This window comes from Nonomuraea sp. B12E4, assembly GCF_039871825.1.
Taxonomy (GTDB): domain Bacteria; phylum Actinomycetota; class Actinomycetes; order Streptosporangiales; family Streptosporangiaceae; genus Nonomuraea.
In genome coordinates this window covers 94263-115612 of sequence record NZ_JBDPME010000005.1, presented here as the reverse complement: position 1 = coordinate 115612, position 21350 = coordinate 94263, and the positions used below count along the sequence as shown (strand labels likewise).

14 protein-coding genes, 1 tRNA gene and 1 riboswitch are annotated in these 21350 nt (G+C 71.6%); of the genes, 5 read left to right on the top strand and 10 right to left on the bottom strand.

Features of this window, described 5'->3' with window-relative positions:
* Positions 1-469: 469 nt before the first annotated feature.
* From ABGB18_RS14205 to ABGB18_RS14190, 4 genes are all read right to left on the bottom strand, one after another.
* On the bottom strand, positions 470-2422 hold the full coding sequence (locus ABGB18_RS14205; RefSeq protein ID WP_347695939.1) for an amino acid transporter: 1953 nt from the start codon (positions 2420-2422) through the stop codon (positions 470-472).
* Positions 2423-2865: 443 nt separating this feature from the next.
* Positions 2866-3207, bottom strand: a complete 342-nt coding sequence (locus ABGB18_RS14200) for a hypothetical protein (RefSeq protein WP_347695938.1) — start codon at positions 3205-3207, stop codon at positions 2866-2868.
* Between the two features lie 474 nt (positions 3208-3681).
* On the bottom strand, positions 3682-3891 hold the full coding sequence (locus ABGB18_RS14195) for a TOBE domain-containing protein (RefSeq protein ID WP_347695937.1): 210 nt from the start codon (positions 3889-3891) through the stop codon (positions 3682-3684).
* Positions 3892-4037: 146 nt separating this feature from the next.
* Positions 4038-5273 carry an MFS transporter gene (locus ABGB18_RS14190; protein ID WP_347695936.1) on the bottom strand — a complete coding sequence of 412 codons (1236 nt, stop codon included), beginning with the start codon at positions 5271-5273 and terminating at the stop codon, positions 4038-4040.
* 143 nt (positions 5274-5416) lie between these two features.
* Here ABGB18_RS14190 and ABGB18_RS14185 point away from each other — a divergent pair, with 143 nt between their 5' ends.
* Positions 5417-6811: an AlkA N-terminal domain-containing protein gene (locus ABGB18_RS14185; protein ID WP_347695935.1), complete on the top strand. Its 1395-nt coding sequence runs from the start codon at positions 5417-5419 to the stop codon at positions 6809-6811.
* 127 nt (positions 6812-6938) lie between these two features.
* Here the strand turns inward: ABGB18_RS14185 and ABGB18_RS14180 are convergent, their stop codons facing one another.
* Positions 6939-7556 carry a helix-turn-helix domain-containing protein gene (locus tag ABGB18_RS14180; RefSeq protein ID WP_347695934.1) on the bottom strand — a complete coding sequence of 206 codons (618 nt, stop codon included), beginning with the start codon at positions 7554-7556 and terminating at the stop codon, positions 6939-6941.
* A gap of 109 nt (positions 7557-7665) precedes the next feature.
* On the opposite strand from ABGB18_RS14180, the gene ABGB18_RS14175 reads away from it, so the two are divergent.
* From ABGB18_RS14175 to ABGB18_RS14160, 4 genes are all read left to right on the top strand, one after another.
* Complete coding sequence (locus ABGB18_RS14175; RefSeq protein WP_347695933.1) at positions 7666-8790, top strand: FAD-dependent monooxygenase; 1125 nt, start codon at positions 7666-7668, stop codon at positions 8788-8790.
* Between the two features lie 396 nt (positions 8791-9186).
* The gene (locus ABGB18_RS14170; protein ID WP_347695932.1) at positions 9187-10704 is read left to right on the top strand and encodes an ATP-binding protein; all 1518 of its coding nucleotides are present in this window, start codon (positions 9187-9189) and stop codon (positions 10702-10704) included.
* A 117-nt stretch (positions 10705-10821) separates the two neighbouring features.
* A complete protein-coding gene (locus ABGB18_RS14165) occupies positions 10822-11187 on the top strand; it encodes a hypothetical protein (protein WP_347695931.1) in 366 nt (121 codons plus the stop codon).
* 246 nt (positions 11188-11433) lie between these two features.
* Positions 11434-15297 (top strand): S8 family serine peptidase, encoded by a 3864-nt coding sequence (locus ABGB18_RS14160; RefSeq protein ID WP_347695930.1) that lies wholly within the window; start codon positions 11434-11436, stop codon positions 15295-15297.
* A 224-nt stretch (positions 15298-15521) separates the two neighbouring features.
* Here ABGB18_RS14160 and ABGB18_RS14155 read toward each other — a convergent pair.
* The 5 genes from ABGB18_RS14155 to ABGB18_RS14135 all read right to left on the bottom strand — a co-directional run bounded on the left by ABGB18_RS14155 (position 15522) and on the right by ABGB18_RS14135 (position 21295).
* Positions 15522-15597, bottom strand: a tRNA-Pro gene (locus tag ABGB18_RS14155).
* Positions 15598-15746: 149 nt separating this feature from the next.
* Complete coding sequence (locus ABGB18_RS14150; RefSeq protein ID WP_347695929.1) at positions 15747-16808, bottom strand: mechanosensitive ion channel domain-containing protein; 1062 nt, start codon at positions 16806-16808, stop codon at positions 15747-15749.
* 19 nt (positions 16809-16827) lie between these two features.
* Complete coding sequence (locus ABGB18_RS14145; protein WP_347695928.1) at positions 16828-17823, bottom strand: ribonucleotide-diphosphate reductase subunit beta; 996 nt, start codon at positions 17821-17823, stop codon at positions 16828-16830.
* Between the two features lie 14 nt (positions 17824-17837).
* On the bottom strand, positions 17838-20027 hold the full coding sequence (locus ABGB18_RS14140; RefSeq protein WP_347695927.1) for a ribonucleoside-diphosphate reductase subunit alpha: 2190 nt from the start codon (positions 20025-20027) through the stop codon (positions 17838-17840).
* A gap of 118 nt (positions 20028-20145) precedes the next feature.
* A riboswitch (cobalamin riboswitch) is annotated at positions 20146-20342 on the bottom strand.
* Between the two features lie 44 nt (positions 20343-20386).
* Positions 20387-21295: a tripartite tricarboxylate transporter substrate-binding protein gene (locus ABGB18_RS14135; protein ID WP_347695926.1), complete on the bottom strand. Its 909-nt coding sequence runs from the start codon at positions 21293-21295 to the stop codon at positions 20387-20389.
* Positions 21296-21350: the final 55 nt, after the last annotated feature.

Sequence of the window (21350 nt, the reverse complement as noted above, 5' to 3'; positions counted from 1 at the left end):
GTGCAGACACTCCCAACTTGCCACACTTCGATTGCGATGTGGAAGGACAGTGTAGAAACTCGGTGCGATGATCTCTCCCGCGATCGGCCACCCCCGCGACAGCCGGGTGACCGGGGGCGGAAAGTCGACACCGCGGCCGACCCCTACCTCGGCGCCGAGCGCGGCGAAGCGCTGGAGCTCGCGGTGCTGGTCCTGCTGGAGCGGCTCTCGCCCACCGAACGCGCGACTACGTGGCGTGCTCGACGGGCACCAACCCCGCCACCGGCGGCGCGGCGATCCGCGCGGCACTCCCCCGCAACGCCATCATGAAGGCCCCCCGCCCAGTGACTCGAAGCACCGACACCGCGAATGCCGGCCGGGCACGCCCACCGGTGAAGGCAGGCGGCCGCCCGATTGTCACCACTCACCACTTCCCGCTCGCCGCTTCTCACCTTCTTGTGAAGCGCCGCACCCTTTACAACGTAGATCGCTATCCGACGTGGACGATGGGACGGCGGCCGGGATCGGCCTCGGCCTGGCGGAGGACCTCCCTGGTCAGGGGCGGAACGTCGCCGCCGCCGAAGACGAGATAGCGCAGCAGGGCGGCGATGGGGTTGCCCTCGGCGGCCCAGTGGAAGTAGACGTGCGGAGTCTTGCCGGTCTGGTCACGCAGGTACAGCAGCAGGGCCGCGATGGCGTTGGCGATGGTGGTGCTCCGCATGCGCAGGATGCGGAAGCCGTGGCGTTCCTCGCCGGTGACGCGGAGCTCGCCGGCGAACTCGGAGGCGTCGGGGATGGTGACCTCCAGGAAGAGCAGGCCCTCGCTGGTGCGCAGGCGGTGCAGCTCCCAGGCCTCGCGGGCCTTGTCGATGTACTCCTTCTGATCGCGGAGATGGGGTTCGTTGGCGACCAGGTAGATCTCGCCGGCTTCGTTGATGAAACGGCGGGCGTGGTCGTCCAGGTGGATGTGGGTCACGCGCAGCTCGGTGGAGCGGGTGGCCCGGGAGATCAGCGAGATGACCACGATGGCCAGCACGAACAGCGACGCGATCACCAGCCCGTCGGGCCGTTCGATGATGTTGGCGACGGTGGCGTAGGCGAGGACCAGCGCGACGAACCCGAAACCGACGGCGGCCCTGGCGCGCCGCCGGACCCACGCCGACAGGGTGACCGCGACGGCGGCCGACAGGATCAGGGCCAGGACCCCGGTGGCGTACGCGCCGCCCTGGGCGTCCACCTCGGCGTCGAAGAACAGGGTGATGAGGAAGGCGATGCCGGTGAAGACCAGCACCATGGGCCGGATGGCGCGGGTCCAGTCCGGGGCCATGCCGTAGCGGGGCAGGTAGCGCGGCACGATGTTGAGCAGCCCGGCCAGCGCGGACGCGCCGGCGAACCACAGGATGGCGATGGTGGACAGGTCGTACGCGGTGCCGAACCGGTCACCCAGGTACAGGTGGGCCAGGTAGGCCAGCGCACGCCCGTTGGCCGAGCCGCCCTCGGCGAACTCCGCGGCCGGGATGAGCACGGTGGTGGCGAAGCTGGAGGTGATCAGGAAGACGCTCATGATGAGCGCGGCGGTGGTCAGCAGCTTGCGCGCGCCCTTGATCCGCGGGGCCAGGTCTCCCCTGATCAGCGGCATGACCGCCACCCCGGTTTCGAAGCCGGACAGGCCCAGGGCGAGTTTCGGCATCACGTACAGGGAGACGGCCACCATCGCGACCGGGCTGGAGTAGTCGGCGGCCAGGATGTTCTGCCAGTTGTCCACCTGTCCCGGGCGGGCGATCACGCGCTGTACGGCGGTGGCCACCACGACCACGTTGAACAGGAGGTAGACGGCGACCAGGACGACCGCGATCGAGATGGCCTCGCTGAAACCGGCCAGGAACACGCCGCCCAGCGCGGCGATCAGCAGCAGGGTGACCGGCACCTGCCAGTCCGCCCAGGCGGGCGGCACGAACGGGTTGTGCAGGATGTGCGCGGTGGCGTCGGCCGCCGACAGGGTGATGGTGACGATGAAGGCGGTCGCCACGAACCCGAGCAGGAACAGCACCAGCAGCTTGCCGCGCCAGCCGGGCAGCAGGCGCTCCAGCATCGACAGCGAGCCCAGCCCGTGCGGGCTCTGCTCGGCCACCGCCCGGTAGGTGGGTAACGCGCCGAACAGTGTCAGCGCGACCAGCAGCAACGTGGCCACGGGACTGAGCGCGCCGGCGGCCAGGGCGGCGATGCCGGGCTGGTAGCCGAGGGTGGAGAAGTAGTCCACGCCCGTCAGGCACATCACCTGCCACCACGCGTGGCGATGGCCTGGGGTCTCCTCCCGCTGCGGATGGCTCATGAGGCCCTCGGGGCGTTGCAGGCCCTTCAGCAGCCACTGTCGAAGGGCTCCCGGCGCCGCCGCACGCCGGTCCACGTCGGCCACCGGGGCCACCTCCGTCAAAGAGAACATCAAGACGAGTGAACCCTAGTTAGGCATGCGCTCCGGTTACGTGATCATGCCGTCAAGAAAACGTCAATATTTCGACCGCCCGGGCCGGCCGCCGGCGGTCGTGCCGGCGGCGCCCGCCGGGCTGGAATGTGCCGGGAGGCGTGTTTGTGGCGCCGCTGCCAATGAGAGGCATTCTGGACAAACGGGGCAAAAGTTCCTTACCGGCCCTCAGTGACTGTTGTTCGTAAACATCAAAATCGTGGCTGAATAACACCTTTAGGTTTTGACAGGTTGTTTGGGCTTAAGGAGGTAGCTGAGACTATCTGTAGGGGTACGTCTGCTTCTGTCTGAGTGTCCGCAGAAATGGCGGATACCGGATTCCGAGCCGATCTATCCATGAACGGAAACGAGAGCACGTGAATACAGAGAATCGGCGAACGTCACGCCATGGGCGGTTCGCGGCACTAGCTCTTGCCGGCGTGGTCGCCGGTGGCATGTTCCTTCCACTCGCCCAGGGGATCGCCGGCGCGAGCGCCGGGTTCCCCGCCGTCCAGGCCGGTGGGCCGCCGGCGCCGAAGCCGGCACCGCGCGTGGTGCACGTCCCGCAGCCGGTCGTGAAGCACCACGTCAAGCGCCCCTGCGTCCGGTGCGTCCGCCCGCGCCACTTCAACCGCGAGGACGTCCAACTCAACGTCCACAACTTCAACCACAACTTCAACCGCGACGACCAACGGCGCCGTCACTTCGAACGCCACCACGACCACGACTTCTGGCGTGGCGATTTCAAGCAGGAGGAAGAAGATCACCAGAAGTGGTGGTGGCCGACTGGTGACGACGCAGAAGAGTGACACCCACGCCAGATGACAGCTTGGGAAACGGGGCCGTGAGAGCGCCCATCACCAATACCGCGGTCGGCACCGGGTGAAATCGCCCGCGTCTAACCAGTGATGGGGATGGTCGGCACTTCACTGCCTCACCTGGCGGGCGGCCGCCGCGTGCGAACGCGCAGCAGGCGGAGCGACCAGCGGACGCGCGGCTCGCGCCAGCGCCCGGCTGGCGTCCCGGCCTGGCCTGCCGACGGTCTGGGACACGCTGTTACGGCTGGTACGCGAGGCACCCGAACACACCTTTCCGGCGGGCTCGGGTGCCTCGCCGTCGACATCGGCCCGGCCTCCGGCGCGGGGCGGTCTCCGGCGCGGGGCGGTCTCCGGCGCGGGGCGGTCTCCGGCGCGGGGCGGTCTCCGGCGCGGGGCGGTCTCCGGCGCGGGGCGGTCTCCGGCTCAGTGCTCCACTCCCAGCATCATGTCCGACGCCTTGACCATGGCGACCACCTCGCTGCCCTCCCGCAGCCCGAGCTCGTCCGCGGCCTCCACCGTGATGGCCGCCACCAGCCGCACCCCGGCGGCATCCAGTTCCACGTTCGCCGTCGCCTCTCCCCTGGTGATCCCCACCACTCTGGCCGGAATCCTGTTGCGCGTGCTCACCAGCATCGCCGTCTCCTCCTTCGCCGTGGGGGCCCATCCACCCTCCTGCCCATCCCCGCCCGGTCCAAAGGCGATCCGGGCGACGGTTCCCGGCGTGCGGATGCGGGCCACGTACGTTGTGCTCCCCGGGCGTTCCTCACGATGGTGGATGGTCAATGCCGCATCGTTAGCAGGGTGAGCGCGGGTGCCGCCGCCACGATGGCCATCACGAGCACGGCCGGGCCGAGCATCCCCGCTGCGAGCAGGGGCGTGACAATGGCGGCGCCGATGGGAGGCGTTGCCTGCATGAGCGTCCTGAGGATGGCGAAGCCCCTGCCGCGCAGCGGTGCCGGGATGCGCGCCATGCGCAGTGACTGCGCCCAGATGGTCATCGGCGCGCTGAACATGCCGATGACGAAGAAGCCCGCGGCGACCCCCAGCGTGTACGGGACGCTGAGGAGCGCCAGGAACCCGGCGCCGGCGATGAGCTGGACCACGGCGATGGCCCGCACCGGGCGGCCCTGCGGGGACCGGGCACCGGCCGCCGCCGCGCCGGCCAGTTCGCCCGCGGACAGGGCGGCCATCAGCAGGCCCAGAATCTGCGGTCCGCCGCCGAGCTGGGTCTTGGCCAGCCAGGGCGCGACGACGATCAGCATGCCCATGGCGATGTTGAAGGCCATGAACGAGAGCGTGGTCATGACCAGCACGCGATCCTTGAGCAGTGTCAGAACCTTGCTCCTGGTGCCATCGCCCGGAACGTGGCTCGGCCCGGTCTCGTCCGCCGGCGCCTGGGGCGTGAGGGGGCGGCGGATGGCGAGAGCGGCCAGGGCGAACAGCGCGTACGAGAGCGCGTCGAAGGCGAGCACGGCCTCGCTGCCGAACTGCGCGATCAGGAGCCCGCCGAACGCGGGCCCGATCATCCCGGCGAGGCTGAAGCTCAGGCTCTCCAGCGCGTTGGCCGCGTCCCTGTCCTCCTCGGGGACCAGATCGGGGATCGCCGCCGGGAAGCCGGCCAGCGGCACCATCTTGAACAGCCCGTACACGACGGCCACGACGAACGGGAGCGCCTGGGGCACCTCCCCCACGGCCGACATGATCGGGATGGCCGCCATCGCCACCCCGCGGACCGCGCTGTCGACGGCCAGTACGTGCCGCTTGTCGAACCGGTCCAGGATCGGACCGGTCAGCAGCCCGCCCACGAACACCGGCAGCGTGTAGCAGACGGTCAGCAACCCCACCCGCTCGACGCCGCCCGGCTGGGACAGCACCAGCCACGTCAGGGCGACGAGCGTCATCCCGTCCCCCACCAGCGAGACGGATGAGCCGAGCCAGAGCAGGCGGAAGTCCCGCCGGGACAGCGCCCGGCGATAGGTGGCCGATCGGCCTTGAGCGAGTTGGTTGACCATCATGCGGCAAGCCTGGCCGCCGCCCGCGGCCGGCGCTGGCGGGCATCGGTCGGCAACGTCACCACCAGACACCCGCGCCGGGAGGCGGCGGCCGGGAAGGTCGGCGTCCGATGCCCGCCAGTCCGGGCCCGGGCCCGAGCGGCAGAATGTGCAGGGTGATCGAGGACGAGGTCGCGTTCGCGGCCATGGAGAGCCGTGACCCGCGCTTTGACGGGTGGTTCTACGTCGCCGTCACCACGACCGGCATCTACTGCCGCCCGAGCTGTCCTGCCGTCATGCCGAAGCCGGAGAACGTCCGGTTGTTCCCGAGCGCGGCGGCGGCGCAGGTGCACGGATTCCGGGCGTGCAAGCGCTGCCGCCCCGACGCCGCGCCGGGCTCGCCGGAGTGGAACACCCGCACGGACCTGGTCGGCAGGGCGATGCGGCTGATCGCGGAGGGCATCGTCGACCGCGAGGGCGTGGCCGGGCTGGCCGCGCGCCTCGGCTACAGCCAGCGCCAGGTGCACCGCCAGCTCGTCGCCGAGGTCGGCGCCGGACCGCAGGCCCTGGCCAGGACGCAGCGGGCGCAGACCGCCCGGATGCTGCTGGAGGCCGGCTCGCTGCCGGTCAGCGACGTGGCCTTCGCCGCCGGGTTCGCCAGTATCAGGCAGTTCAACGACACCATCAGGCAGGTGTACGCGACCACGCCGAGCCGGCTGCGCGGGGCCGTACGCGACGCCCACGTGCCAGGTGCCATCACCTTGCGGCTCGCCTACCGGCCGCCCATGGACGTCGCCGCCTCATTGGACTACCTCGGCGCCCGGGCCGTGCCCGGCATCGAGGACTATCGCGCGGGCGCCTACAGCCGGTCGCTGGCGCTGCCGCACGGCGCCGGCGTCGTCACGTTGCGGCCCGGGGCCGCCCATGTCTCGTGCGAGCTCCGGCTGGAGGATCTCAGGGACCTGGCGGTGGCCGTGCAGCGCTGCCGGCGGCTGCTCGACCTGGACGCCGATCAGCAGGCGATCGACGCCTTCCTCGGCGCGGATCCGCGGCTCGGGCCTCTGGTCGCGCGCCGTCCCGGCCTGCGGGTGCCCGGTTGCGCCGATCCCGGCGAGCTGGCGATCCGGGCCGTGCTCGGCCGCCGTGCGCGGGCCGGGGAGGTGCGCGACCGGCTCGCCGGTCTGGTCGCCACCCACGGCAGGCCGCTCGCCAGGCCCTTCGGGCCGATCACGCACCTGTTCCCCGACATGGCCGCCCTCGCCGGGGCCGCGGGCTGCCGTACGCAACTCGAACTCGCCCGCGCCCTCGCCGAGGGATCCATCAGCCTGGACGTCGGCTGCGACCCGCAGCACGTACGCAAGCAACTGCTCGACCTGCCGGGCATGAGCCAGTGGGCGGTCTCCTGCATCCGGATGAGAGCCCTCGGCGACCCCGACGTCCTCCTGCCGGACCCGTCCGTACGGCGCGCCGCCCACCTCCTGAGCGCCCAGCCCGGCCACTGGCGCCCCTGGCGCTCCTACGCCACCCAGCACCTGGTGCGAATGGACCGCACGGTCCCATGAGCCCACGGCCTCGCGGACCACCGCCCGCGTTCGCTGATCGCTTGTCTGCTTCGCCGGCGGCATCGCCTCGGTGATGGGGCCGAGGGCATCACCGCGGTCGCCCAGCCGGCGGCAGACCCGAACCCCGTCACCCGGGCGGCTGAGCGGCCCGCAGCCACGGCTTGAGCGCCACGTCGGTCGCCCGGCGGACGGCCGCCCGCACGGCGGCGGGGTCGCCGATCTGGTCGGGGTCGGCGAGCAGCACCTGCAGCGCGCCCGCCACCGCCCCGACGAACGCCCCGGTCAGCGCGACCGCGCTCACCTCGTCGAGCTCCTCGGGAAACGCGGCGGCCAACCGCCTGCCGATCTCGTGCTGCGCCTCGAACTGGATCTGCAGCGCCCGCCCGCGCACCGCCGGCACGGTCCGTATGAGACGCAGCCGCAGCGCCGCGAGCCGGCTCGCCATCTCGTCGCTGTCGTCACCGACCCTGCGCAGCGCGCGCAGGAGCACCTCGGCCGGCCCTTCGTCCGGACCGCGGGAGGCGATGGCGTCGAGCGCCGCCCGCACGCGCGCGTCGCTCTCGGGGAACAGCAACTCTTCCTTGCTGGCGAAATGGCCGAAGAACGTGCGCGTGCCGATCTCCGCCGCGGCGGCGATGTCGGCGATGGTCGTCTCGTCGTAGCCGTCGCGCTCGAACAACTCGGTGGCGGCGTCGATGAGGGCCTGGCGGGTGCGGGCCCGCTTGCGGTCACGTAGGGAAGGCACGCGGCCAGCATACCGGCAGTCGGCGCAAACAAGCAGTTGAGGCGATACGGCACCCTGAACATATTGGCACTTATGGCTAAATGGCACTGGGTGCGATTATGGTGGTGGCATGACCTCTCGGAGCGTCCTGATCTCCGGCGCCGGCGTGGCCGGCCCCACACTCGCCTACTGGCTGGCCCGCCACGGGTTCCAGCCCACCGTCGTGGAGCGGTCCCGGGACCTGCGCTCCAGTGGCAACCCCGTCGACGTACGCGGCCCGGCGCTGCCCGTGGCCGAGGAGATGGGCGTCATGCCCCGGCTGCGCGACGCCGCCACCCAGGCGACCGCGCTGCGCGTCGTCGATGCCTCCGGCCGGCAGGTCGCCCGCGTCAGCATGCCCGCCGCCCGCGGCACCGCCGGCTACCGGGAGGTCGAGCTCCCGCGCGGCGACCTGGCCATCGCCCTCCACGAGGCCGCTCGCGACGGCGCCGAGTTCCTGTTCGACGACACGATCGCGACGCTGCGGCAGGACGCGGACGGCGTGGACGTGACGTTCGAGCGCGCCGAGGCCCGCCGCTTCGACCTGGTGATCGGCACCGACGGGCTGCACTCCACGGTGCGGCGGCTGGCGTTCGGCCCGGAGAGCGACTTCGTGACGCACATGGGCCTCTACGTCGCGACCCTGCCGCTCGACGGCCCGGCCGATCCCCCGCACGACGTGGTCCTCTACAACTCCCCCGGCAGGCTGGTCGCCCTGCACCCGTCGCGGGGTCAGGCGGGGGCCGCCTTCATCTTCCGCAGCCCGGCGATCGCCGGCTTCGACCACCGCGACACCGGGCAGCACAAGCGGATCGTCACCGAGGCGTACGCGGGTGCGGGCTGGCGGGTGCCGGAGCTGCTGGAGCGGTTGGGCGAGGCCGGGGACCTGTATTTCGACTCGGTCAGCAGGGTCCGCCTGCCCGCCTGGGCGCGCGGCCGGATCGCGCTGCTCGGCGACGCGGCGTCGTGCGTGTCCCTGTTCGGCGACGGGTCCAGCCTCGCCATGGCCGGCGCCCGGACCCTCGCCAGGGCGCTCGCCGAGGAGTCCGGCCACGCCGGGGCGTTCCGCCGCTATGAGAGCGAGCACCGCGCCCTGGCCGGCCCGAAGCAGCGCAACGCCGGGCGGAGCACCGCGCTGCTCGTCCCCAGGACACGGCTCGGGATAGCCGCCCGCAACCTCGCGGCGCGACTCTGGCCCAGCGGGCAGGCCGGATGAGCCGGTAGAAGGGGGCGCCGCCACCTCTCCGCCGGGGAGCCGCGGGACGTGGGCGAACACCGACAGGTCGATCACCCACCGGCTCAGCGCCAGCTCCTCGCCGAGCGCGAGGCCGACCACGGCGAAGCAGGGGTCAACGCGGAGCCCGCGAACGCCGTCCTCACGGCAGGACGGACCCGGCCGAGTCGGTCGGCGGCTACGCGCTGTCGGAGTGATCAATCCTGGCCCACGAACCGTTCCGGGGGATGATGGGATTGGGTAAAGGGTGCGTCGAGCGGGGGTAAGGTCTCGGCCATTTCTTGGTGCCGCATTGGGCCATACGCGTACCGTGCCTTATTTGGCCATTACCTTCGGAAGGAGAGCTGACCTGGACTTTTACCGGAGGGACGAGTCGCCGTGGGGGGCGGACGGGCATCACGACTTCCGCAGTCGCTCCGCGCCCGCACCACGCTGGCCGTCGGGGCGCTGGCTCTGATCTTCCTGTCCCTGATCGGGACCGCCGTCAACTACCTGGTCCTCGACCGGGTCCAGCAGCACCTCTCCCAGGAGTCGCTGCGAGCCGCCGCCGTCTACATGCAGTCCCTCCAGCCCGGCCGCCCGCAGCCGCCGGCCCCGACGACGCGGATCGACCTGCTCCAGCTCGTCGACTCCCGGGGCCGGGTGGTGGCGGCCAGCGCCGCGGCGGCGGGCAGGCCGGCTCTGACCACGATGAAGCCCCCGGCCGACGACCCCGAGCAAGATCGCGTCGAGTGCTCCGCGCGGGACGGGTGCGTCATGGTGACCGCCCTCCGGGTCCCGTCGCTGGTGACGGCGCAGCTCTGGCAGGGCGAGCCGCACTTCGTCTATGCCGGGATGGTGGAGCCGGCCGTCCTGGCCACCGACAACCTGGAGCTCTTCACCGCCGCCGGAATCGTGGCCATCACCGGTCTCGTGGCGTGGGGGAACTGGTGGGTGGCGGGCCGGACGCTGCGTCCGATGGCGACCATAAGGGAGCGGATGTCGGAGATCACCGTGAGCGATCTGAGCCTGCGGGTCCCCACCCCGCCGGGGCGCACCGAGTACGCGCTGCTCGTCGGCACCATCAACCGGACGCTGGCCCGGCTGGAGGAGGCCGTACGGCAGCAACGCCGGTTCGCGGCCACCACCTCTCACGAGCTCAGGACGCCGATCGCGGGACTGCGTACGAGCCTGGAGGAGGCGGTGCTCTACCCCGACGACGTCGATCCCCGCCAGACCATCCGCGAGGCGCTGTCCACCACCCAGCGCCTGGAAATGATCGTCGACGACCTGCTGGTGCTGGCCCGCCTGCGGGCCGGCGAGCACGCGGTGCGCGAGCGGATCGACCTCGGCGCGCTCGTCCGGGAGGAGGCGGCGAACCGGTCCGGCCGGGTGCCGATCCGCGTGCGCGCCGCCCAGGACGTGCGCGTTCTGGGGAGCCGGATCCAGCTCATCCGGGTGCTGGACAACCTGCTGGCCAACGCCCTGCGCCATGCCGACCACGAGGTCGTGGTCACCGCCGAGCGGATCGGCGGCCTGGCCGTCGTCACGGTGACCGACGACGGTGACGGCATCGCGCCGCCGGACCGCGAGCGGGTCTTCGAGCGCTTCGTCCGCCTGGAGGCCGGCCGGCGCCGCGAGCAGGGCGGCAGCGGGCTCGGCCTGACCATCTCCCGGGACATCGCGCACGCCCACGACGGCACCCTGCTGATCGAGGACTCGCCGCGCGGCGCGCGGTTCGTGCTCCGGCTCCCGGGCGTGCACGATCTGCAGGGGGAGCCGAGCCCGAGCCAGCGATCGGCCGCCCCGAAGGCCCCGCCCTCGCGCCCTCAGGCGCCTGCGCGGCACGGCGCCAAGGCCCCGCGCCGCGACCAGGCCCGTGTCAGGTGCAAGAACCCCCCGGCCGACGGGGAGTAGAGCCGCCCCGCCGCCTCGGGTCACGACCGCTGTGGTTGACGACGATCACCGAGGGGCGCGAGCAGGCCCGGCGGTTCCCCGACGCCCACCGAGCTCGGGCCCGCCCCCGCCTGGTATGTGCCCGGCGACGGCGCCACCTGGGTCGTCGCCGTTCACGGGCAGAACGGGCGGCGCAAGGCGGAGCTGAAGATCCTGCCCGTCGTGCACGAGCTCGGGCTGCCCTTCCCGGACATCAGCCACCGCAACGACGAGGGGGCGCCGCCCGAGGTCAGGCCGCCCCTCCTGCTGATCCACACCGAGCCCGACGCCGAGCACCACATCCAGGAGGCACGCGACCTCGCCACCGCCGGCGCCCGGCTCGGGTGGAAGATCCGGTTCGAGTCGTTCGCACGGGGCGAGCACACGGAGGCGTGGAACGTGGACCGCGCCCGCTACGACCGGCTCGTACGCGACTTCCTGGCCGCGGACGATCGTTCCGGCTAGCCGCCGAAGGCGAGGCCGGCGTCGCTCGCCCGGCCAGGACCCGCCCGGCGACCTGGACGATGCCGCCGGCCGGCGATGACTTACGCCCCCGTCGCTGATTTTGGTCGTCCCCATATGTCAGGATGATCGTCATAAGCAGAGAGTGGGAGCGCTCCCATATGGCACGGTGCCCGCTGGTGACCGCGCGGGGCCGGATCTCCCGGCTCGGGAGACCCCCGCCCTCCCGCACGGACAGAAAGGGAGACTTTGTCCCCACGCCGTCACCACCGCCTCCTGGCGGGTTTATCCGGCCTCGCCCTCGCCCTCACCACCGGCGTCGCCCCCGGCCACGCCGCCCAGACCAGTGGCGACGCGACCCCCGCCGGCGCGACCCCCACCGGCGCGCCCCCCGCCAGTGCGACCGCGGAACCCCGGCAGGCCGGCTCCACGACCGTCACGCTCATCACCGGCGACGTCGTCGACTACCGGCCGACCGGCGGCGGCCCGCCCTCGCTCGGCATCCGCCCCGCGCCCCGGCCCGGCAACGCGCCCGTCACGTTCGCCACCCTCCCGGACGCGGACGGCGGCTACCTGGTCATGCCGTCGGACGCGGCCGGCCTGGTCTCCGCCGGGACCCTCGACGACGAGCTGTTCGACGTCGAGACCCTGGTACGCGAGCAGCGCACCGAGACGATCCCGCTCATCGTCACCTACTCGGGTAAGCGGCCCCTGGCGCAGACCGCGGACGCCCTGCCCGCCACCGAGGACGCCCGCCCGCTGAACGCCGTCAACGGCGCGGCCGTCAGGGTCGAGGCGGGCGGCACGGCCGCGTTCTGGGCCGGCCTCCAGCAGGACCGGCGGACACTCGGCAGGTCCGCGACCGGCATCGCCAAGATCTGGCTGGACCGCAAGGTCACGATGTCGCTCGACCAGAGCGTCCCGCTCATCGGCGCCCCCACCGGCTGGGAACGCGGCCTCGACGGCACGGGCACCAAGGTCGCCGTGCTCGACACCGGCATCGACCCGAAGCACCCCGACTTCGCCGGCCGCATCATCGCCGCCGAGAACTTCACGAACACCGAGAGCGTGATCGACCGGAAGGGCCACGGCACCCACGTGGCCTCCACGATCGCGGGCTCTGGCGCCGCCTCCGGCGGCAAGTACAAGGGCGTCGCCCCCGGCGCCTCGCTGATGATCGGCAAGGTGCTCGACGACAGTGGCAACGGCGAGTGGTCGTGGACCATCACCGGCATGGAATGGGCCGCCCAGCAGGGCGCCGACGTGGTCAACATGAGCCTCGGCGGCACCCTCAGCGACGGCACCGACCCGCAGAGCCAGGCCCTCAACACCCTCAGCAAGCAGTACGGCACCCTCTTCGTGGCGGCCGCGGGCAACGGGGGCGACCCGCTCGAGATCGAGTCCCCCGGCGCGGCGGACGAGGCGCTCGCCGTGGGCGCGGTCGACAAGGTCACCGGCACGACCCTGGCCGACTTCTCCAGCCGGGGCCCGCGCGCCAACGACGCGGCGGTCAAACCGAACATCGTCGCCCCCGGTGTCGACATCGTCGCCGCCCGCGCGGCCGGCTCCGGTCTCACGCCGGCCCCGGACAACGACCAGTACACCGCCGAGAGCGGCACCTCCATGGCGACACCGCACGTGGCGGGGGCGGCCGCGATCCTGGCCCAGCAGCATCCCGGCTGGAACGCGACCGAGCTGCGCGACGCCCTGGTCTCGACGTCCCGGCGCGACGACGAGCACAACTGGTTCGAGCAGGGCGGCGGCCGGGTGGACGTCGCCAGGGCCGTCACCCAGCAGGTGTTCGCGACCTCGGTCGTCGACTTCCACCTGCTCGATGGGAAGGCCGTCACCAGGCAGGTCACCTACCGCAACACCGGGACGGCGGACGTGACGCTCGACGTCGCGACCGTCACCCGCGGCTGGAGCGGCAGGCCCGCGCCAGAGGGCGCGATCAGGCTCGGCGCCGGCACCGTCACCGTCCCGGCGGGCGGCACCGCCGCGGTCGACCTGACGGTGGACCCGTCCGTGGGGGACGTCGGCGCCTACGGCGGCTGGGTCACCGCGGCCGCGGGCGACGTCCGGCTCGTGACCCCGTTCAGCTACTACACGGGCCCGGCGGCGCACCAGCTCAAGATCTCGATGAACAACTCCTACGGCACCAAGGAGTTCTACCACGGCTACCACGCCGAGCCGCTGGTCTACATGATTCCGCTGCGCCGGGGCAACAGCCCGGAGGACCCGTTCAACCCCGCCGGCTACTACACCGTGCACACCGACTACTCCGGCGACGCGGAGGTCACCCTCCCCGCCGGCGACTACGAGGTGATCGGGCTGCCCAACGACAGCCGGGTCAGCAACCGCAGCGGCATCGTGGTCGAGAACGTGCACCTGGACGGGGACCGGACGGTCACGCTGGACGCGCGGAAGACCGTACCGGTCAATCCGGTCGCCCCCGAGGCCGCCCAGGGGCGCGGCGACCTCTACTACGTGCGGACGTTCTCCGACCGGGAGAACCCCATCGGCATCTGGCGCTCCGTCGTGGACGGCGGGGAGCTCTACGTCACCCCCGGCGCGCCGGAGGCGGGCGAGCTGCGCCTGACGCACCAGTGGGAGCTGGAGCAGCCCGCGGTGGCCACCGCCACGGCCGGCCGGCTCCGGCTGCATCCCGTCTACTCGATCGAGGAGATGCGCGCGTTCCTGACGGCGCCCCAGAGCCATCCCGTCGTCTCGGTGGGGCGGGGCCGGGCCGAGGACTTCGACGGCATCGACGTGACGGGCAGGTTCGTGCTGGCCGGGATCCCGGTCGGCGGCGGCGAGAGCCCCTATCTCGACGCGGTGCGCGCGATGGACGAGGCGGGCAGGCTCGCGGCCGAGCGCGGCGCGGCGGGCATGCTCGGCTACCTCGACGTCGAGCACGGCATGGCGCGGATTCCCGCGCTCGACGACCCGCGCTTCCCCGGGCTCGGGCTGACCGCCGCCGAGGGGCGGGACCTTCGCTCCGCGCTCGACCGGGGGCCGGTCACGCTGCGGCTGGAGCCGTACGGGCAGCGGCCCTTCGTCTACCACCTGCGCTACGACCGGAAGGGCCGGGTGCCCGGCAAGCCGGAGAAGGTGGACAGGCGGGAGCTGGCGCGGATCGACGCCGACTACCACGCCGCCCTGCCCGACACGGCGGGCCGCGTGTACGGGGAGTCCAGCACCGGTGAGGAGCCGGGCGGCCACATCACGTTCGGCGGGCCGGTACGGATGCCGGTCTCCAGGACCGAGTACTACGGGCCGGTCAGCGACCGGGTGGTCTGGTCGCGCACGGTGGACGACGGCGACCTGCTGCTGCACGCCGACGACCGGTTCACCCGGCACGACCGCACCCGGTCCGAGCAGTGGTTCAAGGCTCCCGTGGTGCCGGGTGCCGCCGATCTGCCGGACGGGCAGCCCGTCCCCATCCCGTGCGCGCTGTGCCGGGACGGCTCCGAGTTCGTCCCCGCGGCCCAGTGGCGTGACTCCGATCCCGGTCACTACGGCACGCTGATCAATCCGGTGAGCTCCTCCACGCCGGTGCTGTCGGTGGACGGCGCCCCGGTGCCGCCGAACGGCAGGTCGCTGCAGACCTTCACCGTCCCCGCGGACGGGAAGGACTACCGGCTGGACACCGTGGACCACCGGCAGCGTCCGCTGTCGCCGCAGGTGGTCACCTCTTCGCGGTTCACCTCCGCGCCGCCGTCGTCGGGGACGCCCGAGGGGTACGCCTGCTCGTTCGGGCCGCCCTGCGCCTTCCAGCCGGCCCTCCAGGTCACCTACGACCTGCCGCTCGACCTGCTCAACCGGGCGCGGGCCGGGCACCGGTTCGCCTTCGACCTGCGGGCGGCCCCGCACTCCGGCCTCCGGCGGGCGCCCGAGGTGCGGGATCTCCGGGTGGAGTACTCGGTGGACGACGGCACCACGTGGCGCGCGGCCTCCCGGGTCAAGCGGCAGGGCGAAGGCCGGTTCCAGGCCGAGGTGTCGCACCCGCCGCTCGACCGGACCAGCGGGTACGTCTCGCTGCGGGTCACCGCGACGGACACCGAGGGCGGCTCGGTCACCCAGACCGTCACCCGCGCCTACGCCCTGAAGTGATCGAGGCGGCCACGGGACGCCCAGTCCCGTGGCCGCCACGAGAAAGCCACCGCCACAAGAACACGCCCGCCGCACAGGCGTGTGCCCCGGGGGCGGTCAGGGGAGGCTGGGCCCCGGGCTTGGCTGGCGTGGGCCGTGCCCGGGGCGGGGGCCTGGTCCGGCCGGGGGGCGCCATTCCCGCCGGCCAGGCCGTGGCCCGCGGCCCTTTCCTTTCAGGGCCGCCGTCCGAGTGGCAGGACTCGAACCTGCGGTGCTCCTGCTCCCAACGCAGGCGGGCTGACCAATCTGCCCCACACTCGGTCCTGCCGGGGGACGGAGAAGGCGCCGCGCACATACCCCGGACGGTTTCCGGGAAATGCCGCGCGAAATCAACCGCTAATGCCGTCACCCTGCTTTTTTCGTGGTCGGACGCTGTCCACGGTAAACCCCGGATATCCGCGGGTGCCACTTTATTTCGGCGGCTGCGCGCGGGATTCCGGGGTCTCGACACGGAATCGGGGCAGGGCCTCCGGGTGCTTCTCCCGGACGTAGTCGACCAGGAACTCGCGCACGTCGCACTTGAGGTCCCAGGCGGACGGCGAGTCGGCGGCGCTCATGAGGGCGCGCAGCTCGACCAGGCCGTTCGGCAGCACGTCGGTCACCTGGAGAATCCAGTCCTTCTGGTCCCACAGCGGATTTCCCTGCAGGAACTCGTAGAGGGCCTGGCGTATTTGGTGGACCGGGACCGACCAGTCCACCCGGAGAAACACGGCGGCGACCACCTGGCTGCCGTGCCGGGTCCAGTTCTCGAACGGATTCTGCGTGAAATAGGAGACGGGCAGCACCAGGCGGCGTTCGTCCCAGAGCCGGAGCACCACGTACGTGAGGGTGAGTTCTTCGATGCGGCCCCATTCGTCCTCCACCACGACGACGTCGTCGAGGCGGAGGGCGTCGCTGAAGGCGAGTTGCAGCCCGGCGAGGGCGTTGCCGATGGTCGGCTGGGCGGCGATACCGACGATGGCGCCCACGATGCCCGCCGAGGCGAGCAGCCCGGCACCGAGCGCCCGGACCTGCGGGAAGGAGAAGAGCATCGCCCCGATCGCGAGCAGGATGATGACCGCGGCGGCGACTCGGCGGACCAGCCCGATCTGCGTCATGATCCGCCGCGCGCGGCGGTTGCGGTCGCCCTCGACCAGCACCAGCCGGTCGTGGGCGACGTCCGTCAGCGCGTACGCGGCCTGAATGATCAGCCAGGTGACGACGCCGATCGTCACCAGGCCGAGCACCCGCTCCACCGAGGCCGCCACGGCCCGCTCGCCCGGCGAGTCGCCGAACATTCCCGGCCCGAACACCAGGTGGAAGGCGACCACGGCGGCCGTCGCGAACGCGGGCCACGTGCAGTGCTCCACCAGGTGCCGGGCGAACGCGTACTTGCGCCCCGCCCTGTTCAGCGCCCGCCGGGCCAGCTCCACCAGAAGAATGGCACCGACCACCGAGATCACGAGAACCGGCCAGTTCGCCGGAGACTGCACGCCTATACCCCCTTATGAGCTAAAAGGTCTCGTCAAAGGTCACACTGCCCTCTACCGCCACTTGGTAAGCGGACACACGCCGTTCGAAGAAGTTGGCCAACTCCTGTACATCCTGCAACTCCATGAACGCGAACGGGTTCGCCGAGCCGTACCGTCTGGGCAGCCCGAGCCGGACCAGCCGCTGGTCCGCGACATACTCCAGATACCGGCGCATCTGCTCGGCCCCCATGCCGGGCATGCCCTCGCCGCACAGGTCCTCGGCGAAGGCCAGTTCGGCCGCCACGGCCTCCTCCATCATGAGGGTGACCTGCTTGCCCAGGTCGTCGTCGAACAGCGCGGGCTCCTCGGCCCGGACTGTGTCCACCACGCTGAACGCGAACTCCATGTGCATGGACTCGTCCCTGAAAACCCAGTTCGTCCCGGTGGCCAGGCCACCGAGCAGGCCGCGGGAGCGGAACCAGTACACGTAGGCGAAGGCGCCGTAGAAGAACAGGCCCTCGATGCAGGCGGCGAAGCAGATGAGGTTGAGCAGGAACTGGCGGCGTTCCCCGGCCGTCTCCAGCCGTCGCAGGCCGCCGATGGAGTCGATCCACTTGAAGCAGAACTCCGCCTTGTCGCGGATCGAGGGGATGTGCTCGATCGCGGCGAAGGCCTTGACCCGCTCGTCGGGGTCGGGCAGGTAGGTGTCCAGCAGGGTCAGGTAGAACTGCACGTGCACGGCCTCCTCGAAGAGCTGCCTGCTCAGGTACAGGCGCGCCTCGGGGGCGTTGACGTGCTGGTAGAGGTTGAGTACGAGGTTGTTGGCCACGATGGAGTCGCCGGTGGCGAAGAAGGCCACCAGGCGGTTGATCAGGTGGCGCTCCTGCGCCGTCATCTTGCCCAGGTCGGCGAGGTCGGTGTGCAGGTCCACCTCCTCGACCGTCCACGTGTTGCGGATGGCGGCGCGGAAGCGGTCGTAGAAGTCCGGATAGCGCATCGGACGCAGGGTGAGGTCCATGCCGGGGTCGAGCAGCATCGGGCGGGGGCTCCTTACTGGCAGGCTTCGCAGATCTCGGGGTTCTCCAGCGAGCAGGCGACCGCCGCCTCGACGGGCACGTCCTGCGCGGGGACGGCCGCCGCCGGGGGCCCGGCCACGGTGGTCTGGGCGATCCGGGTGGCGGGGCGGGAGCGCAGGTAGTAGGTGGTCTTCAGGCCCCGCTTCCACGCGTAGGCGTACATCGAGGAGAGCTTGCCGATCGTGGGGGCGGCCATGAAGAGGTTCAGGGACTGCGACTGGTCGATGTACGGCTGGCGCGCGGCCGCCAGGTCGATGAGCGCCTTCTGCGGCAGCTCCCAGGCCGTGCGGTAGAGGGCCTTGAGGTCGTCCGGGATGCCGGGGACCGCCTGGACCGAGCCGTCGGCGCGCTTGACGTCGTCGCGCATCTGCCGCGTCCACAGCCCGCGCTCCTGCAGGTCGGCCACCAGATAGCGGTTGACCTGCAAGAACTCGCCCGACAGCGTCTCACGCTTGAACACGTTGGACACCTGCGGCTCGATGCACTCGTAGCAGCCGGCGATGGAGGCGATCGTCGCGGTCGGCGCGATGGCGATCATGAGCGAGTTGCGCAGGCCGGTGCCCGCGATCTTCTCCCGCAGGGCGTCCCAGCGAGGCGTGCCCGGCAGGTAGTGGTCGGGGTGCAGCACTCCCCCGGCGGCCCGGGTGTCGGCGAACGACGGATGCCTGCCACGCTCGGCGGCCAGGTCGGCCGAGGTGTCGTAGGCGGCCAGGGCGATCTCCTCGGCGATCCGGGTGGACAGCTCCAGCGCCCGCGGCGAGTCGAACGGCAGCCGCAGCGAGAAGAACACGTCGGCCAGCCCCATCACGCCGAGCCCGATCGGCCGCCAGCGCTTGTTGGCCGCCTCGGCCTCGGCCGTCGGGTAGAAGCCGAGGTCGATGGTGCGGTCCAGGAAGCGCACGGCGGTGCGGACGGTGCCGCGCAGCCGCTCCCAGTCCATGTCCCCATCCACCAGGTGCGCGGCCAGGTTGATCGAGCCGAGGTTGCAGACCGCGGTCTCGCCGTCGCTGGTGACCTCGAGGATCTCGGTGCACAGGTTGGACAGGTGGATGACGTTCTCGGGGCGGGCGGTCTGGTTGGAGGCGCGGTTGGCGGCGTCCTTGAACGTCATCCAGCCGTTGCCGGTCTGCGCGAGCGTGCGCATCATCCGGCCGTACAGGGTCCTGGCGGGAATCTGGCGGACGAACCGCCCCGCCGCCTCGTGGGCCCGGTACGCGGCCGTGAACGCATCCCCGTACAGGTCCGGCAGATCGGGCACCTCCTTCGGGTCGAACAGCGACCAGACCTCGTCCGCCTCCACCCGGCGCATGAACTCGTCCGGCACCCAGTTCGCCAGGTTCAGGTTGTGGGTGCGGCGGGCGTCCTCGCCGGTGTTGTCCCGCAGCTCCAGGAACTCCTCGATGTCGGCGTGCCAGGTCTCCAGGTAGACGCAGGCCGCCCCCTTGCGCCGCCCGCCCTGGTTGACCGCCGCCACGGAGGAGTCGAGCGTACGCAGCCAGGGCACGATGCCGTTGGAGTGGCCGTTCGTGCCCCTGATGAGGGAGCCGCGCGAGCGCACCCGGGTCCAGGAGATGCCGATGCCGCCGGCGTACTTCGACAGCCGCGCCACCTGCCCGTACCTGTCGTAGATCGACTCCAGCTCGTCGCGCGGCGAGTCGAGCAGGAAGCACGAGGAGAGCTGCGGCCGGCGCGCGCCCGCGTTGAACAGCGTGGGTGAGCTGGGCAGATACGACAGCGTGCACATCAGGCCGTAGAGCTCGGCCGCCTCCGCGACCGACTCGGCCACACCGCACGCCACGCGCAGGAAGAAATGCTGCGGTCGCTCCAGGACCGCCCGGGTCTCGGGATGGCGCAACAAGTAACGGTCGTAAACGGTTCTCAAGCCGAAGTACTCGAACCTGTCGTCCGCGTCGTCGGAGATCAGCGCGTCCAGCTCGGCGGCGTGCGCGGCGACGAACTCCGCCAGCCCGTCCTGGAGCAGCCCGGCCGCGTGGGTGGCGGCGACGGACTCGGAGAACGACCGCACCCCGTGCCCCGCCGCCTCGTCGGCGATCTCCTCGGCCAGCAGCCGGGCGGCGACCCGGGAGTTGGCCGGGTCGGCGATCACCCGGGCGGCGGCCTCCTCGATGGCCAGGCGGCGGTCAACCTCAACGATCTGCGTCACGTGCTCTCTCTCCTCGCGAGCGAATCCTCGTGAGGGCACGCCAGAGCACGGCGGCACGGTTTTCCGTCCGCGTACGCTCCGGCCCTCCCTCGAGGCCCTGGACACTTCCGCCGGGCACGCGGCCCGGCGCATCGCCGGCAGGTCTTCGGGCTCGCGGGCGCGCCTACGTGCTCCTACTGGCCGTTGCTTCCCGGATCTCTCCAGTGCTCATGACGGCGGTCGTTCCCGCTCACCGCTGCGGGGCAGCCCCGGTTTCGCACCGGGTTCCCTTTTGCTCCGCCTCCGGGGAGGCGAACCAGCGACGAGCAGGATCCTACATCTAGTGGCCATTCTCGCAACCACCACAGCATCTTGTGTCACTAGCGGGTGTCGAGCAGGCCAAGATCCCGCAGTACGCCGCGGGTGCGCGTGACCTCCGAGGCCAGCCACATCACGAAGTCGTCGCCGCTGAGCGGGATCGAGATCCACCCGTTCGTCCGGCAGGCCGCCGCCCACCCCGGCGAGCCGGTCACCTCGTCGCACATGCGCAGCGCCGCCTCGCGCTTCTCGTCGGACATGCCATAGGGGCCGACGGCGGCCACCCAGTCCGTGAAGTCCACCCGCACGCCGCACTCCAGCAGCGTCGGCACGTCGAGGTCCGGCGCCCGGCCGGCCGAGGACACCGCGAGCGCCCTGACCCGGCCGGCCCGGATGCTCGGCCGCCAGTCGGAGAGCAGACCGGCGGCGGTCGCGGCCTTGCCGGACAGCAGCGCGGTGACGGCCTCCTGGCTGCTGGGGTAGCCGGTGTAGTCGACCTGCCGGGTGTCCGCGCCGAGCCCCTTGGCGATCAGACCGAACAGCAGATGGTCGGGCTCGCCCTGCGGCCCGCCGGCCAGCAGTGTCCGGCCGGGTTCGGCGAGCAGGTGGGCGCCGAAGTCGTCGAAGTTCTTGAAACGCGAGTTGGCGGGCACGACCACCACCTCGACGTCGCCGGCGAGCCTGGACAGCGGGGTGGCGGTGTCGGCCAGCGGCTGGCTCCTGTTCAGCTCGGATGCGGCCAGCGCGGGCAGGCCGGTCACGGTGATCCTGGTGCCGGTGCCCGTCTCGTATCCGGCCGTACGGGCCAGGCCGGCGAACGTCCGGCAGACGCGGGACCAGCGGCTCGCGTCCGGGTTGATCGAGAATCGGGTGCGTGGCCGTACGAGGTCACTGGTGGCGCGCTCGGTGCCGCAACCGGCCGCGCACGTCACGGCGCCCAGCCCCCACGCGAGAAATCGCCTCCGGCGCATGCGCCTCTCCCCCCGAAACCGCTCCCCTTACTTTCAGTTATTCACGCAATACGGA

Coding starts and splice junctions, on each gene's coding strand:
- ABGB18_RS14205 (WP_347695939.1), bottom strand. CDS start 2,422: ATGTTCTCTTTGACGGAGGTGGCCCCGGTGGCCGACGTGGACCGGCGT.
- ABGB18_RS14145 (WP_347695928.1), bottom strand. CDS start 17,823: ATGCTGCTCGACCCCGGCATGGACCTCACCCTGCGTCCGATGCGCTAT.
- ABGB18_RS14175 (WP_347695933.1), top strand. CDS start 7,666: ATGACCTCTCGGAGCGTCCTGATCTCCGGCGCCGGCGTGGCCGGCCCC.
- ABGB18_RS14195 (WP_347695937.1), bottom strand. CDS start 3,891: ATGCTGGTGAGCACGCGCAACAGGATTCCGGCCAGAGTGGTGGGGATC.
- ABGB18_RS14185 (WP_347695935.1), top strand. CDS start 5,417: ATGTGCAGGGTGATCGAGGACGAGGTCGCGTTCGCGGCCATGGAGAGC.
- ABGB18_RS14135 (WP_347695926.1), bottom strand. CDS start 21,295: ATGCGCCGGAGGCGATTTCTCGCGTGGGGGCTGGGCGCCGTGACGTGC.
- ABGB18_RS14190 (WP_347695936.1), bottom strand. CDS start 5,273: ATGATGGTCAACCAACTCGCTCAAGGCCGATCGGCCACCTATCGCCGG.